The organism is Blautia sp. HA3515 (assembly GCF_059933065.1).
In genome coordinates this window covers 1-2288 of record NZ_JAYFUY010000016.1, presented here as the reverse complement: position 1 = coordinate 2288, position 2288 = coordinate 1, and the positions used below count along the sequence as shown (strand labels likewise).

Sequence of the window (2288 nt, the reverse complement as noted above, 5' to 3'; positions counted from 1 at the left end):
ACGTAAATATAATTAATTGTGCGCAAGAAATCCCTGACTGATACGGTCAGGGATTTTTATCTAAACGGGGATATACTTTTAAACGGATATACTTTCTGACGGTGGCATCACTATGTATGAAAGGGAAACAGTTGGAAAGCTGGCGGGAAAGGACAGGAGATTATGATCATACTGAAGAAAATCGCAAAACTTATTTTTAATCGGTTGTTTTATGTGGTGCTTGCCATGGCTGTACAGCTGGGGTGGCTCCTGCTTCTGTTCTTAAAAGCTGCCAGCTATTCCAGATATATTTCAGTAGGACTTACTATCTTAAGCATTCTTGTTGTGCTGTGGATCGTGAACAGAGAGATCAACCCTTCTTACAAGCTGGCCTGGGCAATGCTGATCCTCAGTCTTCCTATTTTCGGACTGGTACTTTATCTTGTGTTTGGACAGTCCAGGATCGCCAGGACCATGCAGATGCAGTTTAATGAAATGCTTGTTCAGACCAGTGATTATTTGAAAGATGATTCAGACACCAGAAAGAAGCTGGAGGCGGCAGATCGTTCAGCCTGTATACAATCGGATTACATTTTTCGTTCTTCCGGATATCCGGTGCATGAGAATACTACAGCTGAGTATTTTCAGGTAGGTGACGATATGTTTCCTGTACTTATCAAAGAACTGAATCAGGCAAAGCACTATATTTTTATTGAATACTTTATTATCCATGATGGAGTAATGTGGCGGACCATTCTGGATATCCTGGAGAAAAAGGTTAAGGAAGGGGTAGATGTACGGCTGATCTATGATGATATGGGCTGCCTTACAACGCTTCCCCACAAATATTATCTTCAGCTCCGTGAAAAAGGGATCAAGTGTGAGGTATTTAATACCTTCCGTCCCATTTTGAATATTGTCCTGAACAATCGTGACCACCGAAAGTTCTGTATCATTGACGGATATGTAGGATTTACAGGTGGGATCAATCTTGCAGATGAGTATATTAACCAGAAGGAAAGGTTCGGACATTGGAAGGATACGGCAGTTATGCTGAAAGGCGAGGCTGTCTGGAATATGACGGCCATGTTCCTTCATATGTGGAAGGTAGTGACAAGATCCAGAGATTATGCCGAATTTGACCATTACCTGCCTCATACATGGCACAAGGATCAGTTTGAAAGTGACGGCTTTATTCAGCCATTTTGTGATACGCCGCTGGATGGAGAAACGGTTGGTGAGAATGTATATCTGAATATCATCAACAGAGCCAAACATTATGTATATATCTGCACCCCATATCTGATCATTGATAATGAGATGATGACTGCTCTTTGTCTTGCTGCCAAAAGTGGTATTGATGTAAGGATTATGACACCTGGTATCCCGGATAAGAAGATGGTCTTCCTGCTGACACAGTCCTACTATAAGCAGCTGCTGGAGGCAGGGGTGAAGATTTATGAGTACCAGCCAGGCTTTCTTCACGCCAAGTCCTTTGTGTGTGATGATGAGCTGGGAGTTGTGGGTACCATCAACCTGGATTACCCGCAGCCTGTATCTTCATTTTGAAGATGGAGTATGGATCTGCCGTAATAAGGTAGTTATGGATATTAAAGAGGACTTTGTGGAGACATTGCATTATTGTTCACCTGTGACTTTGGAATTTTGCAAGAACCGAAATATTTTTGTGCGGATCATGCAGAATATCTTAAGGCTTTTAGCGCCTATGTTGTAATATGCGAATGAAATCCCTGTGGATTCCTGTTGGTAATATTTGCTAATAAGGATCTACAGGGATTTTTTGTGCAATAAATGAGACCAAATTTAAATAAGGACTGTGAAAATTGTTATGAATCCATGAAAAGTTATATAGAGCAGATAAAGGAAGAAAAGTATAATATCATTTATAGTGCCATTGCAGGCTTTTATAAGGCACACAATGAGGGAGGCAAATATGTTGAGAAGAAAATTATGGAACAAAATGATAGCCTTAGGGCTTTGCATTTCCATGGCAGTGGGTGGGAAATGCAGCAGGCTTTTTGACAGAAAGCATGGCATACGGATCTGAATTTTCTGATGGAGAAGAACAGAATCAGAAAGGATCAGAGGAAACGGATCCATCACCGGCAGAAGAACCTGAAGAAATTGATATATCTGATGAAGAAGGACCTGAAGACATAAATGAGCCTGAAGAAGCTGATCTTTCCAGCCAGATACAGGAGGCAGAAGATGCACCTGAGGACGTACAGGAAATCATGGATGTGCCCCAGGAGGAAGAGAGCACAGACCAGGATGAACAGGAATATACA

General features: G+C 41.7%; 2 protein-coding genes and 1 pseudogene. All 3 read left to right on the top strand.

The window, feature by feature from the left end; all coding sequences use genetic code 11:
- Nucleotides 1–162: 162 nt before the first annotated feature.
- A pseudogene (gene cls, locus R1Y93_RS00540) lies at nt 163–1714 on the top strand (cardiolipin synthase).
- Between the two features lie 77 nt (nt 1715–1791).
- Nucleotides 1792–2022, top strand: coding sequence for a hypothetical protein (locus R1Y93_RS00535; protein ID WP_500821227.1), 231 nt, complete (start codon nt 1792–1794; stop codon nt 2020–2022).
- Nucleotides 2019–2288 (top strand): hypothetical protein (locus R1Y93_RS00530; RefSeq protein ID WP_500821226.1); only part of this gene is annotated, 270 nt, incomplete at its 3' end. The genes R1Y93_RS00535 and R1Y93_RS00530, both read left to right, overlap by 4 nt.

Bases quoted from the DNA above. Each gene is read 5' to 3' on its own strand.
- R1Y93_RS00535 (WP_500821227.1), top strand. From the start codon at position 1,792: ATGAGACCAAATTTAAATAAGGACTGTGAAAATTGTTATGAATCCATG.